General features: G+C 46.2%; 14 protein-coding genes. 13 read left to right on the forward strand and 1 reads right to left on the reverse strand.

Going from position 1 to position 15,730, the window contains the following annotated elements; translation table 11 throughout:
- The first annotated feature begins 322 nt into the window (after window positions 1-322).
- From BUA79_RS04045 to BUA79_RS04065, 5 genes are read left to right on the forward strand one after another with little or no spacing between them, the layout of a single operon-like run.
- The gene (locus BUA79_RS04045; protein WP_242941637.1) at window positions 323-1,150 is read left to right on the forward strand and encodes an ABC transporter permease; all 828 of its coding nucleotides are present in this window, start codon (window positions 323-325) and stop codon (window positions 1,148-1,150) included.
- A gap of 23 nt (window positions 1,151-1,173) precedes the next feature.
- Window positions 1,174-1,947, forward strand: a complete 774-nt coding sequence (locus tag BUA79_RS04050) for an ABC transporter ATP-binding protein (protein WP_073993088.1) — start codon at window positions 1,174-1,176, stop codon at window positions 1,945-1,947.
- A 54-nt stretch (window positions 1,948-2,001) separates the two neighbouring features.
- A complete protein-coding gene (locus BUA79_RS04055) occupies window positions 2,002-3,018 on the forward strand; it encodes an ABC transporter substrate-binding protein (protein WP_073993089.1) in 1,017 nt (338 codons plus the stop codon).
- A gap of 25 nt (window positions 3,019-3,043) precedes the next feature.
- Window positions 3,044-4,498 (forward strand): aryl-sulfate sulfotransferase, encoded by a 1,455-nt coding sequence (locus BUA79_RS04060; protein WP_073993090.1) that lies wholly within the window; start codon window positions 3,044-3,046, stop codon window positions 4,496-4,498.
- A gap of 20 nt (window positions 4,499-4,518) precedes the next feature.
- Window positions 4,519-6,165 (forward strand): nitrite/sulfite reductase, encoded by a 1,647-nt coding sequence (locus BUA79_RS04065; protein WP_094757295.1) that lies wholly within the window; start codon window positions 4,519-4,521, stop codon window positions 6,163-6,165.
- Window positions 6,166-6,248: 83 nt separating this feature from the next.
- On the opposite strand, the gene BUA79_RS04070 is transcribed toward BUA79_RS04065, so the two are convergent.
- Window positions 6,249-7,271, reverse strand: coding sequence for an IS256 family transposase (locus BUA79_RS04070; protein WP_073993091.1), 1,023 nt, complete (start codon window positions 7,269-7,271; stop codon window positions 6,249-6,251).
- Between the two features lie 153 nt (window positions 7,272-7,424).
- On the opposite strand from BUA79_RS04070, the gene BUA79_RS04075 reads away from it, so the two are divergent.
- The 8 genes from BUA79_RS04075 to BUA79_RS04110 all read left to right on the forward strand — a co-directional run bounded on the left by BUA79_RS04075 (window position 7,425) and on the right by BUA79_RS04110 (window position 15,705).
- Window positions 7,425-8,042, forward strand: coding sequence for a C39 family peptidase (locus BUA79_RS04075; RefSeq protein ID WP_073993092.1), 618 nt, complete (start codon window positions 7,425-7,427; stop codon window positions 8,040-8,042).
- A gap of 40 nt (window positions 8,043-8,082) precedes the next feature.
- On the forward strand, window positions 8,083-8,577 hold the full coding sequence (locus BUA79_RS04080) for a tRNA threonylcarbamoyladenosine dehydratase (protein ID WP_073993093.1): 495 nt from the start codon (window positions 8,083-8,085) through the stop codon (window positions 8,575-8,577).
- Window positions 8,567-9,745 carry a PP-loop family protein gene (locus BUA79_RS04085; protein ID WP_178138526.1) on the forward strand — a complete coding sequence of 393 codons (1,179 nt, stop codon included), beginning with the start codon at window positions 8,567-8,569 and terminating at the stop codon, window positions 9,743-9,745. The genes BUA79_RS04080 and BUA79_RS04085 overlap by 11 nt, the downstream gene beginning before the upstream one ends.
- A gap of 44 nt (window positions 9,746-9,789) precedes the next feature.
- Window positions 9,790-11,652 (forward strand): urease accessory protein UreH domain-containing protein, encoded by a 1,863-nt coding sequence (locus BUA79_RS04090; protein WP_094757296.1) that lies wholly within the window; start codon window positions 9,790-9,792, stop codon window positions 11,650-11,652.
- 73 nt (window positions 11,653-11,725) lie between these two features.
- Complete coding sequence (locus tag BUA79_RS04095) at window positions 11,726-12,265, forward strand: Fe-S-containing protein (RefSeq protein ID WP_094757297.1); 540 nt, start codon at window positions 11,726-11,728, stop codon at window positions 12,263-12,265.
- Window positions 12,266-12,291: 26 nt separating this feature from the next.
- Complete coding sequence (locus BUA79_RS04100; protein WP_073993095.1) at window positions 12,292-14,772, forward strand: heavy metal translocating P-type ATPase; 2,481 nt, start codon at window positions 12,292-12,294, stop codon at window positions 14,770-14,772.
- Window positions 14,769-15,485, forward strand: coding sequence for a hypothetical protein (locus BUA79_RS04105; protein WP_073993096.1), 717 nt, complete (start codon window positions 14,769-14,771; stop codon window positions 15,483-15,485). Before BUA79_RS04100 ends, BUA79_RS04105 begins: the two co-directional genes overlap by 4 nt.
- A gap of 13 nt (window positions 15,486-15,498) precedes the next feature.
- Window positions 15,499-15,705: a copper ion binding protein gene (locus BUA79_RS04110; protein WP_073993097.1), complete on the forward strand. Its 207-nt coding sequence runs from the start codon at window positions 15,499-15,501 to the stop codon at window positions 15,703-15,705.
- Window positions 15,706-15,730: the final 25 nt, after the last annotated feature.

A 15,730-nucleotide genomic window follows, 5' to 3' on the forward strand; every position in this document is an offset into this window, starting at 1 on the left:
CATATAATGAACCTCTCTTTTTATACTGATTTTAGTATATCAGATTCATTAAAAACTGTCCGTAAAAGTGTCTTGATTCATGGAACCATTATAGACAATCCAAATTGCCCCCAATGGAAACAGCGAAATCGGACGGTGGTCAGTCATAATAGGTAATTCCCTGCAGGTTCAGAAAACTGAACCCGCAGGGAATTTTTTATTTTAATTAAATTAATGCAAAAAGAAGTATTGACAAGGCGGGCCGGACAGTATATCATACTAAACATATCAAAAAGATATGAATACCAGACCGACGGAGATTCGGTTGGAGAGGAGTGATTGTTTGGATAAGGCACTAGAGGCGGAACCAATCAAAAAAAATATCATCAAGAAGACGGGAACCGGAAAAGGGACGGTCAGGAACGGCGGGGCATTATTCGGAATTATACTTCCGGCAATAATTTTTCTGACGTGGTTTATCGTCACAGAAAATGGGGTTTTCTCTTCTGCGATATTGCCATCGATAAAAACGGTTTGGGAATCCTTTCTCAGCCAGGCACAATCCGGCCAGCTGGCACAGGATCTGGGCGTAAGTCTTGTAAGGGTACTGAAGGGATTCTGTGTAGCGTCAGTTCTCGGAATTATGTTTGGCGTTTTGATGGGCATATCGGAAAAGACAGACCGATTCTTTTCACTGACTTTCAATTCGATCCGGCAGATACCCATGATGGCATGGATTCCCCTTATCATCCTGTGGTTTGGAATCGACGAATTGTCCAAGACGGTTATAATCGTTCTTGGCGCCTTCTTTCCGGTTCTGGTCAACACGATCAGCGGAATCAAGGAGGTGCCGAAAGGTTTCATAGAAGTCGGGAAGATGTATCGGCTTAGCAAGTGGGAACTGTTCAGAAAAATATATTTCCCTTCTGCCATTCCTTCCATTTTTGTCGGGCTGAAACTGTCACTGGGTTATTCCTGGATGGTTGTCGTCGCGGCAGAACTCGTATCGGCAAGCTCAGGCATTGGGTACAGAATCAACGATGCAAGAAGCCTTATGCAGCCGGAGGTCGTCATAGTGGGAATGTTTGCGATTGGAATAATCGGGATACTGATGGACAAAATACTGGCGGGAATCTCAAGGCGGATTACCCCGTGGACTGCAGACAGATAGAAGCTTAAAGAAGGGAGGCCGGCATGTCAGAAGCGAATCTGGTCCTAAGGGACATAAACAAGTCTTTCATTGTGGACAAGGAAAAAGTTGAAATCTTAAAAGGTATTAATCTCGACGTAAAAAGAGGAGAAATAATAAGCATTGTGGGCCACAGTGGATGTGGAAAAAGCACTTTACTGAAAATCGTGGCTGGTCTTATGGGCTATGACTCGGGAGATTTAGAATTGGAGGGCAGGCATATCAGCGGGCCAGATACGGACAGGGGCATGATATTCCAGGAACACAGGCTGTTTCCGTGGCTCACGATCAAGGACAACGTATGCCTGGGCCTGAATAAAATGCAGAAAGACGAAAAGTACAAACTGGCTTACGAATATCTGGAGCTTGTTAAACTGAAAGGATTTGAAAATGCCTATCCCCACCAGCTGTCCGGAGGGATGTCCCAGCGTGCGGCCATTGCGCGGGCGCTGGTGAACAGACCGGGAATCCTTCTTCTCGATGAACCATTCGGGGCTCTGGATGCTCTGACCAAAATACAGCTCCAGCAGGAGGTTCTCCGGATATGGGAAAAGGAGAAGACGACCATGATTCTTGTTACGCATGATATAGATGAGGCTATTTATCTGGGAGATAGAATAGTTGTCATGTCTTCAAGGCCGGGAACGATAGAAGAAATCATACCGGTGGAACTTCCGAGACCGAGGGACAGAGGCTCATCAGACTTCGCCTATATCAAGAAGAGGGTATATAACCACTTCTTCAAGGATGTCGAGATTATTTCGGACTATGTAATCTAGCGATGGATGGCTGTTTTAGAATGGAACTGCCGAAAATACAAAAGGAGAACAAATATGAAAAAGAAAATAATAATATTGGCAGTGGCGGTGTTTGCCCTTATTGCATTCACAGCCTGCTCAAAAGGAGCGAGCACCGAAGCTGCAGCGAAAAACGACGAAAGCAAGGTTGTCAGACTGGGGTATCCCGGGTCGGCCAATTTCATGGGTGGGCTGGCCGGCGTGGCTCAGGAAAAGAAATTCTTCGATGAAGAGCTGGATAAAATCGGCTATAAGATCGAATATGTACCTTTCGCAGCGGCAGGCCCTGCTGTGAACGAAGCTTTGGCAAGCAACAGCATAGACGTGGCTATTTATGCCGATTTCCCCGGTGTAGTCCTGAAGTCGAAGGGCGTACCCATCGATCTTCTGGGCATACCGGAAAGCAGGTTTTATTCCCAGATATTGGTGAAAAGTGATTCTGACATAAAATCCGTAAAAGATCTTAAAGGCAAGAAGATAGGTTTTACAAAAGGGACCTACATGCAGAAGAACCTTCTTGAAATTCTTGCCAAAAATAATCTGGTCCCGAGCGATGTAGAGCTTGTTAATGTTACCACAGATGCTGAATCGGCACTAATTTCAGGAAATCTGGATGCAATCGTTCAAACAAACCAGGGAGCCCTGATGCTGACTACGACAAAAAAAGTCGCAATATCCATTGCTGACACCAGAGATTATCCGGAGACCACAGCCCAGGTCATTTTCGTTGGCGTGGACAGTTTCGTTAAATCTAATCCAGAGGTGGCGGTGGCCATGAACAAGGCCCTTTTAAGAGCAAAAGAATATTTTGAAATGGATAGCGAGGATGCATTTACTATCCTTACAAAATCCGGCCTAAACCTGGAATCTGTGAAATTGCAATATGGCAGTGAGGCTCCGGGATTCGATCTTTTCACAGTAGGAATCACAGAGGAATCTATAAGAAAACTTCAAGAAACCCAGAAATTCCTGATTGACGAAAAGCTTATAACGGGAGAATTCGACATTGCGGCCTGGACTGATAACTCTTATTACGAAAAAGCATTGAAATAATGATGGATAAAGGAGATAATTAAAAATGGGACATCCGACAGTATACCCCACTGGGGCTACAATTTACAATCCGCAAAAAGCCTGGAGCGGATACACTCTTTTTCAGGTAGGCGGATTAGGAGCTTTACTTATTGATATGAGCGGCAAAGAGGTTCAGCTCTGGAAAGGTCTTCATGGTTTTCCAAACAAACTTCTACCTGGCGGAAACGTGCTTGGCAGCACAGGAGAGAGAAAAGCGGAATACGGATACCAGGATATGACGGATCTGGTTCAGGTGGATTGGGACGGGAATATTGTCTGGAAATTCAACCGGCATGAGCTTATTCAGGACCCGGACCAGCCCCCGCAGTGGATGGCGAGGCAGCACCACGATTATCAGCGGGAGGGCAGTCCAGTAGGATATTATTCACCAGAAGCGACGCCTTTGGTCGACAGGGGAAACACGCTGCTCCTTACCCATGCGGACGTTGCAAATACAGATATTTCAGACAAGGTCCTTGTCGATGACCGGATCATAGAAGTGACCTGGGATGGGGAAATTGTATGGGAATGGAATGTGAATGAGCACTTTGACGAATTTGGATTTGATGAGGCAGCCAAAAACATAATATACCGCGATCCGAACATCGTAAGGACCGGAAAAGGGGACTGGATGCATATTAATTCGATGTCGACCCTCGGACAGAATAAGCATTACGATGGCGGCGATGAGAGATTCCATCCGGACAATATCATTTGGGACAGCAGGGAATCCAACATCCTGGCAATAATAAGCAAGGAAACCGGCAAAATAGTATGGAAGTTGGGGCCGCTTTATAATACCAGCGACGCACTGAAAAAACTAGGGTGGATAATTGGGCAGCATCATGTACACATGATTCCGAGAGGCCTCCCGGGAGAAGGAAACATCCTGTTATTCGACAATGGAGGATGGGCTGGATATGGACTGCCAAACCCGAACTCGCCGACAGGCAGACAGAATGCGAAGAGGGATTACTCCAGAGTGTTGGAACTAGATCCAATCAGTCTTGAGATTGTGTGGCAATATACGCCCAAAGAGGCTGGATTCGTAGAACCGCTGGATTCTTCCCGGTTCTACAGCCCGTTTATAAGCGGTGCCCAAAGGCTTGAAAATGGGAATACACTGATAACGGAAGGATCGAACGGAAGGATTTTTGAAGTAACTGAGAAGCATGAGATTGTATGGGAATACATCAACCCGTACATTGAGGTGGAACAAGAGCAGGGTACGGTGTACAACGGCAGGCTCAACATGGTGTACAGAGCCTACAGATACCCGTATGACTGGGTCCCGCAGGTGGACAAGCCGGCCGAAACCGGCATCGAAAAAATCATACCAAAGCATTTCCGCGTTCCCGGTGCCGCAGATATCGGCGCTGCTAAGGTCACAGAGGTTGCGGGGGTTGGCGGTTATGAAAGCAAGGACAACTTTTGCGTTGTCACCTTCGAGGCCGTTTAGCCAGATAAGAAAGGGGCAGTATGATATTGATAACGGATCTGTTTTTGAAAGATATCGAAGATTTCAAAAGGGACGTGCAGCTATTCAAAGATGGCGGAATTGAGCAGTTCAAATCGTTCGGCTCAAAAATGGGAATATATGGTGAAGGGCCGAAGAACACCTACATGGTGAGGCCGCGGATTCCGGGAGGTGTCATTTCAATCGGGCAGCTCAGGGCAATAAGCGCAATTTCGGAAAAGTACCCGGGAATGCAGATAAGACTGACCACAAGACAGGACATCCAGCTTCACTCCCTGGAACTTGACGACCTGGGGAACGTGCTGGAGGACCTTGCAAAGTCGGGACTGACTACAAGAGGTGCAGGAGGGGACAGCACGAGAAACATAACCTGCTCTCCTCTGTCCGGTGTGGCCGTGAATGAGGCATTCGATGTTACTCCATACATGGAAAAAACTACAAATCATTTGATGTCTGTGCCGGGCGCATTCAGCCTTCCCAGAAAGTTCAAGGTGTCCTTTTCCAATAACGGAGAAGATACTGCGAATGCAACGATTGCGGACATTGGTTTCATCGCGAAAAAAGTCGATGGCAGAGAGGGTTTTGAGGTTTACGTCGCTGGAGGCCTCGGAGGAGGAGCCAGAAAATCACTGAAAATCGAAGATTTTATCGAAGCCTCGGAAGTGCTGTACTATGCGGAGGCTGCCATGGAAGTGTTTAAAAATGAAGGAGACAGGACAAACCGGCACAAGGCCCGACTGCGGTTCGTGCTGAACAGACTGGGGGAAGAACAATTTGTCGAATTGTTCAACAGACAGCTTGAAAAATTAAGAAAAGAGAAGCAGCTGACCCTGGATTTGGATCCGGTCGGAACCGGGCAGGCGACTGTGACCAAATGGAATTACATGGTGGCCGATAAACACCGGAGGGTGGTTGTTCCACAAAAACAGAAATCGAGATATTCCCTGTATATTCATCCATATGATGGGAGGCTTTTGCCTGACAAACTGGATGATATCCTGGATTTCATTGAAGAGCTTGATTATGACATAACAATCAGGCTGAGCATGTCACAGGGGTTATTTGTCAGAAACTTGAAGAAAAAGGACCTGAACAAACTGATAAAAATTGCTGCCGGGATGATATCCACAGTAGATTTATTCAATTCCGTATCCTGCGTAGGTCCGACGGTATGTAATCCGGGCATTTGCAACTCACAGGGGCTACTGGCGGATATCAGGAAGACCTTCGCCGATTCTGGCAGCAGATTGCAAGGGGAGCTCCCGCTGGTACACATTTCGGGCTGTCCAAATTCATGCGCACAGCATCAGGTGGCCGAAATTGGATTCAGCGGAAGAGCAAAAAAGACCAAGGACGGTTTGATTCCTGCCTATTCGCTTTCAATCGGAGGCAAACTGGGACAGGGGCAGACGAGCTTTGGAGAGGTCTATGGGGATATTCCTGCCAAGAGGGTTTCATCCTTCCTTTTGGAGCTGGCTGGACTGAAAAGTATAACGAACCATAAGAGCTTTGGAGAATTTGTAAGGGCGGAAGATCATTCGATAAGAGAGCTGGTTTCAAGGTACTCGGCTCTTGAGGGTATTGCGGAAGCTCCGGGAATATACAGGGATTTTGGCTCCGACAGTCTGTTTTCAGTCGGAAAGAAGTGATAATACAATACAAACAAAACGTATATATCCATGAACTGACCCCTATGAGTTAGACCTGAAAATCTAACTCATAGGGGTCAGTTTTATTTGTGAAGTCTGCCCGGAAACAGGAGTTTGAATTCGATTTTGATTTTATCCCAGTCCCGTATGGCAGCAGTCCATTTTTTGCTGACTTCAGAAGTGGACAGGTACAGAGACTTCAGAAGCTCCATTTCATCTGTGAATACACTTTTTTGAATATTTGTGCGCCTGTAGATGCTGTTCAGGCTTTCAAGCATATTTTTGGAATAAATAGCGGACCTGACAGAACTGGAGAATTTATACAAGGGGCTGACAGTATCCCATCTCTTTTCCCGGATTTTCAAGGAATACCTGTCCTTATCAGAAACATCTTTCAGTGTTTCACGTACACGGTGGGCGGGGCAGCGCTGATATTCAGCTTTTGGAAAAGTGATAGCCAGTGAATCCCTGATTCCATTTGAATCGTCTGCACAAAAAATCAGAATATCCTTTACTCCTCGGTTCTTTAATCCGTCCAGAATTTCTGAACCACTTACATTATCTCCAACCAGAATGGAAATGACTTCCTTTCTGCCTCTATCATTGACTCCGAGCATGATGTTAGCCGGTATTTTCCGGATGACCTCATTTTCCTGTACAGAAAAGTACGCTGTGTCCAAAAAGACAATTGGAAATACCGCAGATAAAGGTCGTGCCTGCCATTCCCGGATTTTCGGGAAAAGCTTATTGGTCGATGCTGATATCATAACCTCGCTGACCTCCAATCCATAAAGGTCATCGATTGTTTCGGATATCTGGTGATTAGTCAAACCCTTTGCATACATGGAAATAATCTTATCTTCGATGTCTAAAATGTTGTCAGGTGTCTTCTTGGTCGTTTTTGAAGTGTTGCGGCATCTCGAGGAAGAGGATTCTCCCTTCTTTTTGTGACCAGGTTGTTCCCTGACATCGCCTTCCCGGATCAACTCGGTGGTAGCCACAAACAGATCCTTTAAAGCTTTCTGGATGTCATCTGCGGTCTGAATTTTATATTCATCCAATAACACGGATATCAGGTTTCTTTTTCCTTCAGTTATTGGCTCCATATTATAGACCTCCCTATTCTTTCTCTTGCAATTAAATCAATTATATCATATCATAGTACTTGGATATGATATAAGATATCACTGATATGCTATCAAGTCAAGAGATTTGTTGATTTTTAGATATTGCAAAACCAATGTTAGGAGTAGAAAGACATGAAAAATCCGTTAATATATCAATCCACAGAATACGATTGTGGGCCAACATCTATGCTGAATGCAATCAGCTTTTTATTTCACAGAAAAGATATCTCGCCGGATGTAATCAAAAGCATCATGCTGTATTCTCTGGACCGGTATAACAAAAAAGGGGAAGCATATAAAAGCGGAACAACCGGTATGGCGATGTTATTTCTAGCGAATTGGCTCAACCAGTTTGGCAAGGTGAAAAAATGGAAGATATATTGTGAAGTGTTAAATGGGGAAATGGTTACAGTTAGTCAGAATAGCAGGATTGCTGAGTGCATAGGACAATCCGGTGCAGTTGTGGCTCGCGTGATGCTTGGATGCTGGCATTATGTTCTCATAACCGGAATAGATAACGAATACGTGTATCTATTTGACCCGTACTATAGGGAAAGGCCATTTCCGGAGGAAGGTATAGAGATGATCAAAGATGCTCCAAAAAAAATGAACCGCAAAATAAGACATTCCGTATTGAACAGTGAAGAAAAAGGAAATTATGCGCTGGGAAAGCTGGAAACTCGGAAATGTGTTCTGATATACAATAAGCAGACGCGGCTGACGATGGATAGCATAGAGTATATTATTTGAATGTAAAAATATGATAGGAAAATGAAAAGGAAGAACAACAATGAATCAGTTAGCAAGAACGCAGCTGTTATTGGGAACGGATGCAATGAAAAGGCTGGAACAGAAAAAAATAGCAGTTTTTGGAATCGGCGGCGTAGGTGGATATGCGGTGGAAGCTTTGGTAAGAAGTGGAATCCGGTCGTTTGTATTAGTCGATGATGACAAAATCTGCCTGACCAATCTGAATAGGCAGATTATCGCAACCAGAAAAACTGTTGGGAAATATAAGGCAGAAGTCATGCGGAGAGAACTAAAAAAACGCGGGGTAAAAAAGCTGAAGGTGGTGTATTCCACAGAAACCCCTACAAGGCCATGGGAAGACATGTCGATCAGCTGCAGGACGCATTGCGTCTGCCCGCCCGGAACGGAACATAAATGTACAGACCGGAGGGATATCCCGGGGAGTGTGGCGTTTGTCCCTTCAGTGGCCGGTCTGATTATTGCAGGTGAGGTGATTAGGGATCTGGCAAAAAGAGGTGAAAAAGATGTCAGGTAACAAGGATATTGTAGACAGCTGCGATATATCCATAGAGCAGTTTCGAAAGCTTAACGAAAAAGACTATACCCTGGTGGATGTCAGGGATGAAATATCATATCAGCACGGATATATCCCGGAGGCCATTCATATTGAAAACAAGCAGATTCTGGAAGGCGGCTGCGAGTTTGAGAACGATAAAAAAATAATTTTATATTGCATGAAAGGCATTATTAGCAAAGAAACAGCAGAATATCTCAATGGAAAAGGGTATGAGGCATACAACCTTGCAGGTGGGTATGGACAGTGGCTTATGGAAATCATGCAGGAAGAGGAAAAAGGAGGCAGCCGGATTGAAGAAATCGAAAGGAGCCTCCAGAAGAAATTCCATAAGGTTCTGTTCAGCCGATTCACAAAGGCTATTAATCAGTATGAATTAATCAGAGAAGGGGATAAAGTGGCTGTCTGTATTTCCGGCGGAAAAGATTCCATGCTGATGGCAAAGCTGTTTCAGGAATTGAAACTTCATCATAAATTCGAATTTGAACTGGAATTTCTTGTCATGGATCCGGGATACAGCGCAATGAACCGCGAGATAATAGAAAACAATGCAAAACTTCTAGGGATTCCCATTACGGTATTTGAAACACGGATATTTGATGCAGTCTTTGACGTGGAAAAGTCACCGTGCTATCTTTGCGCCCGCATGCGGCGCGGTCACCTCTATAATAAGGCCAAGGAGCTGGGCTGCAATAAAATTGCGCTGGGGCATCATTATGATGATGTCATCGAAACGATTATGATGGGAATGCTGTACGGGGCTCAGGTGCAGACCATGATGCCAAAGCTTCATAGTACAAATTTTGAAGGGATGGAACTGATACGTCCGATGTATCTGATACGGGAAGAGGATATCAAGCATTGGAGGGATTATAATAGTCTGCATTTTATCCAGTGTGCCTGCAGATTTACAGATACCTGCAGCGTAGACGGTGCAAACGGAAATACTGGTTCTAAGCGGAAGGAAATAAAGAATCTGATAAGACAGATAAAAGAAGTGAACCCGAACGTGGAGGGAAATATTTTTAAAAGCGTGGAAAATGTAAACCTGGACACGATTATTGCCTATAAAAATAATGGAGTGAAGCACTGCTTTTTGGAAAGCTACCACATACAAACCACACATTAACCTTGTATGATGGGCTGGAACCTAATCAAAAGGAGGGCTTTGCTTTGAAAGGCAATATAAAAAGAATAAAAATCCACATTGGTGGGATGACCTGTGCAAGCTGTCAAAATAAGATTGAAAGAAAACTGCGGAATGCTGCCGGTGTGACTGAAGCAAAGGTTAGCTACAGTGATGGAACGGCTGATGTTGCGTATGATCCGGAAATCATCTCTTTAAAGGATATAAACGAGATTATAGAAAAGCTGGATTATACGGTTCTTTCCGGGAACAAAAAACGGGAACACAATACCGGCCGCGTAATCGGGATATTGCTGATCATCATTTCCCTGTATATGCTTTTGCAGCAATCCGGAATCCTGAATCTTCTTGTGCCCAGCCAGCTGGCGGATTCGAAAATGGGCTACGGCATGCTGTTTGTCATAGGTCTGATTACGTCCATCCATTGCATAGCTATGTGCGGTGGCATCAATCTCTCCCAGTGTATTCCTCGCGGCGATGTGACGGAGGATGAGAAAAGCCGTTTTTCCACCTTTGGACCTGCATTCTTATATAACTTTGGCAGGGTTATCTCCTATACTGTCATCGGTTTCCTATTAGGTTTTGTCGGATTGCTGCTTGGCGGCGGCACAGATGCGGGACTGCCGACAATGCTTCAGGGAATACTCAAGCTGGCAGCTGGCATTTTCATGGTCATAACGGGTATCAACATGCTCGGCATCTTTCCATGGCTTCGCAGGCTGCAGCCCAGAATGCCGGAAACTTTTGCCCGCAAAATCGGGATGCAGAAAAGTAAAAGCAAAAGTCCGCTGGTTGTTGGACTGTTAAATGGCCTGATGCCATGCGGTCCCCTCCAATCCATGCAGATTGTGGCCCTGGCTTCCGGGAACCCATTCACTGGCGCACTCTCTATGCTGCTTTTCAGTTTGGGAACTTTGCCGCTTATGCTTGGACTTGGAACAATCGTTTCGGCACTTGGAAAGAAATTCACGAGGAAAGTTATGGTTGTGGGTGCGGTGCTGGTTGTGGTGCTGGGTCTGGCAATGTTTTCACAGGGCGGAAGCCTTTCTGGCCTTTTCCAATCAGGCATTGCCAGCAATGTGGTGTCGGGCAGCTCATCCGGCGGGGAGAATATTCAGGTCGTAGATGGGGAACAGGTAGTCAACAGTACCCTCTCGTCAGGTCAATATCCAAATATTACTGTACAGGCAGGAATACCTGTTAAATGGGTTATAGACGCACCGAAAGGCAGCATTAACGGATGCAATAATAAAATGATCATTCGGGACTTTGGCATCGAGTGTTCACTTAAGACAGGAAAAAACGTGATTGAATTCACTCCGACGGAAACCGGTAACATTCGATACAGCTGCTGGATGGGTATGATCCGGGGAAATATTACGGTGACAGAATCGGGCAGTACTCCAGACACATCTGTGAACTCAGACAGTACTACGGGACCTGCGCCTGCGGGCTACACTATACCGACGGATACTGTGGCAGCTGCGGTAAAATCCACAGACGAGCAGGGGCTTGAAATGCAAGAGGTAACAATAGAATTGACAGACACAGGCTTTAGTCCTGCCGTTGTTATCGTGCAAGCCAATTTGGAGGTCAAGTGGAATATAGTCAACAAATCATCCAAGGCGGGAGAGGGGGTACAGCTTCTGGTTCCGACCTATGGATCTCAGGTCGATTTGCTGGAGGGCGAAAATCCGCTGTACTTCTATCCTGATGTCAGCTTTGATTTTTCCGACGGCGAAAGTGCTTTCTATGGATATGTCAAGGTTGTGGATGATATCAGCACGGCGGATATTCCGGCGATTAAAGCGGAAGCCGGCCAGTTTGAGACCCTGATATGGCCGCCGGATACTTTCATCGCTGCGGACAGCGGGGCAAGCTGCCATTAAATATAAATCAGCGACTCTGAGAACCAAAACAAGCACGTGGACAAATCGTCTTCGATAAATGGAGGAAAATTCGATGTTCTTTAAAAATAAAAAGAGATTTATCTCTGTGTTAGCGTCTATGGCAGCAATTGTGATGGTCCTCGCTCTAGCCGGATGTTCAACACAAAAAAAGATTGCAGGGACCGACGAAACATTAATTACACAGCAGCCTGGCAATCTGCAGAGCAGCAAGGCACCGGACAGTTCTGATGATACCGGTCTGGTTATTCCGACAAGTGAAATCTCGGAAACAGTAAAGTTCTATCCGGTAGAAATTGACGGAACAGCAATGGAGGTCATCGCAGTAAAAGCACCGGATGGCACTATCCGTACAGCATTTAACACGTGTCAGGTCTGCTACGATTCCGGCAGAGGATATTATAAGCAGGAGGGCAACGTTCTTGTGTGCCAGAACTGTGGGAACCGATTTAAGATGGACCGGGTAGAGGTGGAATCTGGCGGATGTAATCCGTGGCCGATATTCGATGAAAACAAAACAGTGACAGATGATACTATAACAATTTCCGCTGATTTTCTGAAAGAATCTAAGGATATATTTGCCAATTGGAAGTGAAATAAACAGTGAGGTGATCGAGATAAATGGACAGTCAGATACTGAGCATCCGGGGGATGACCTGTGCCGCCTGCGCGCAGCGAATCGAAAAGACGGTAAAAAAACTCTCCGGCATAGAGCAGGCTAACGTAAACCTTGCCAGCGAAAAGCTGTTTGTGGAGTATGACTCCGCAAATCTCCCGCTGGGCAAAATCAAGGAAACTGTAGCAAAAATTGGATATGAAGTGGTGGAAAATAGCGACAACACAAGCATTACAATACCAATCGGCGGGATGACCTGCGCCGCCTGCGCCCAAAGGGTTGAAAAGGCTGTGGGCAGGCTTGATGGCGTCGTCAGCTCTGTGGTGAATTTTGCCACCGAGAAAGCAACCGTAACCTATGATCCATCAAAGGTGCGCCAGTCGGTTATTCGGGAAGCAATCGAAAAGGCAGGATATAAGGCGTTAGAAATCAATAAGGCCGATTCTGTGGATGAGGACAGGGATCGTAAACAGCGTGAAATAAAAACACTCTGGACGAAGTTCATTATATCCGCCATATTCTCCCTGCCGCTGCTGTACATTGCCATGGTGCCGATGATCAAGATTGTGCAGCTTCCGTTTCCGGCAGGACTAAATCCTATGCAGTATTCATTGATATACGCGCTGGTTGAACTCCTGCTTGTTATTCCGGTTATCGGAGTGGGATACAGGTTCTACACGACTGGACTCAAGGCGCTGTGGATGCGAAGCCCGAATATGGATTCGCTCATTGCAATAGGAACGAGCGCAGCGGTACTCTACAGCATATACAACACATTTCAGATAGCGGGCGGTAATTTTGCAGCAGTTGAATCGCTCTATTTTGAGACTGCGGGGATTATTATCACGCTGATACTGCTGGGCAAATCGCTGGAAGCGGTTTCAAAAGGCAGGACGAGCGAAGCTATCAAGAAATTGATGGGACTTGCGCCAAAGACTGCGTTTATTCTGCAGGACGGAATAGAAAAAGAAATCCCTATTGGTGAAGTCGAAATCGGGGACATTATCATTGTGAAGCCAGGTTCGAAAATACCTGTTGACGGCACAGTAGCAGATGGACATACATCCATTGATGAGAGCATGCTGACCGGTGAAAGCATGCCGGTCGATAAGAAAGCAGGCGATCTGGTTTACGCAGCGAGCCTGAATACTACAGGAACGATCCAGTTTCGTGCCGAGAAAATAGGATCGGATACCGCTCTGGCACAGATTATCAAGCTTGTTGAGGATGCGCAGGGCAGCAAAGCTCCGATTGCGGCTATGGCAGATAAGGTTTCCGGAGTATTCGTGCCTGTTGTATTCGTAATAGCACTCCTTGCGGGAGCGGCATGGTTTATAGGTACAGGCGGCGATTTGAAATTTGCACTGACGATTTTTATCTCCGTGCTGGTCATTGCCTGCCCCTGTGCTCTGGGTCTGGCAACTCCTACGGCCATTATGGTCGCCACGGGGAAAGGCGCGGAGAACGGTATCCTCATCAAGGGCGGCGAGGCTTTGGAAACTGCCCATAAGATAAATACCATTGTATTCGATAAGACCGGTACGATTACCGAGGGAAAGCCGACTGTAACAGATATACTGGTGACGGAGGATGGCAGTGCGGATAATCTGCTCAGGCTGACTGCTTCAGCCGAGAAAGGTTCTGAACACCCACTGGGACAGGCAATTGTCGCCGGGGCACAGGAGAGGGGATTGGAATTCCTGAAAGTCAGTCATTTTGAATCCCTTACCGGCCGTGGAATTGAAGCAGTTATTGACGGGCAGAACATCCTTGCCGGCAACCGCAAGCTGATGGATGAAAGTGAAATCCAGCTTTTGGATTTGGAATCCGCCAGCGATAGCCTCGCTGATGAGGGGAAAACACCGATGTACGTGGCAGTTGATGGCCGGATTGCCGGAATCATTGCGGTGGCAGATGTGCTGAAACAAAGTAGCAAGGCAGCGATCAATCGCCTTCATGAAATGGGGATTGAAGTTGCTATGATTACGGGTGATAACAGGAAAACAGCCGCAGCCATAGCAAGGCAGGTCGGTATCGACCGGGTTCTATCAGAAGTCCTTCCCCAGGATAAATCAAATGAGGTCAAGAAGCTTCAGGCTGAAGGCCGCAAGGTGGCTATGGTTGGCGATGGCATTAATGATGCTCCGGCTCTTGCCCAGGCAGACGTTGGTATTGCGATTGGCTCCGGCACCGATGTGGCAATGGAGAGTGCGGATATCGTGCTGATGCGAAGTGACCTGATGGATGTCCCTGCAGCGATTTACCTGAGCAAAAGGACCATCCGAAACATCAAACAGAATTTGTTCTGGGCATTCGGATATAATGTCATAGGAATACCAGTAGCAGCAGGCGTGTTGTATCTGCTGGGAGGTCCTTTGCTGAATCCGATATTTGCTGCAGCCGCAATGAGCCTGAGTTCGGTATCTGTTCTCACAAATGCACTCCGGCTCAAAAAAATTAAGAAGGATAGAGGTGAAGCAGCATGAAAAAGAAATTATATATCGGAATCGGATCCGCTATAGCAGTAATTGCAGTCCTGGTGGGGGTTATCCTGAAAACTGCAGGCGGCAGCCTGGATGTAGTCGGCGAAGAATCAGCCATCTCCTTCGAAAATGTACTGAACACTATTCCCGGCAATGTAAGCCAGGATGAAATGAATGGGGGATTCTCCCTAAAGGCTCCGGATGGCAGCGTACGCTTCATCTGGAGCGAGGATTACAGCAGCAGCCCGCTCCATGACGTTATGTTAGAGCTCGATGCGAAACCATTCGTGGATGCCGGGCTGGACGCAGGCAAGCTGCCGGAAAATTACTCCTTTTATGAGGGAATGCTCATGGTGGGCACAAAATATGGTGAGGACGCTTTATCCTATAGTGGCGAGCCTACACCACTGGCGGCATACGAAAATATTGTAAAGAAATATCGCAGCAAAATCGGGTTCCACACAGCTCTTGACCATTTCAATGTAAATATTGGGGATGGGAACTTGTTTGAGTGGGCGAAGGACTTCAGTACAAATTCTACTACCGGCGAAAACCAGGACAAAGATATCGTGTTCGTGCTGAACCCCGAACCGCTGATAGCGGCCGGCGTTGATCCGGAAAAGGTAGAAGGCTGGGTGTATGCACAGGTAACCGTTGATATAAATGGCAAATCCACGAATGTGTGGAAATTTTTGAAGCTATTCAATTTGAAATAACGGAGGTATAATCATGACAACAGCAGTTATCAGAGTGGACGGAATGTCCTGCGAGCATTGTGTCAAAGCAATCATTAAAGCGGTGGGTGCATTGGATGGTATAGAAAACGTGGCAGTCAATTTGGAAGGCAAAACTGTAACGGTGGAATATGATCCCATTAAGAGTCCACTCGACAAAATCAATCAAGAGATTGAAGAGCAGGGTTACGACATTCAATAGAGGAAGGTCTCAGGAGGTGGACAAT

Source organism: Parasporobacterium paucivorans DSM 15970 (assembly GCF_900141895.1).
Classification (GTDB): domain Bacteria; phylum Bacillota; class Clostridia; order Lachnospirales; family Lachnospiraceae; genus Parasporobacterium; species Parasporobacterium paucivorans.